This is a genomic window from Arthrobacter sp. HMWF013, assembly GCF_003061105.1.
Taxonomy (GTDB): Bacteria; Actinomycetota; Actinomycetes; order Actinomycetales; family Micrococcaceae; genus Arthrobacter.
Map to the genome: position 1 here is coordinate 1 of NZ_QAIQ01000706.1, position 289 is coordinate 289.

Sequence of the window (289 nt, forward strand, 5' to 3'; positions counted from 1 at the left end):
CACCCGGACTGCTCTCCGCTTGAGCCGCAGCACCTGGTACATGGCGGCAAAGGGAATGAGCAGGGTGCCTAGCAGCGCGCACAGCGCCAGGGCATAGTCGACGAGAGCCACAGCAGTCTCCGTTGATAGCAGTGATCCCCCATGTGATCACCAGCCACGGTAGCCGGAAGTCACACTGAGTGACAAGTCACGTCAAAGGTACGGCGCGGCGTCCAGGGCCGCTCCGTGCATCGCGCTTTCGTGTTTCCCCGAATTCCGGGTGCGCTGGCGGGGCACCACAACGGCGGGG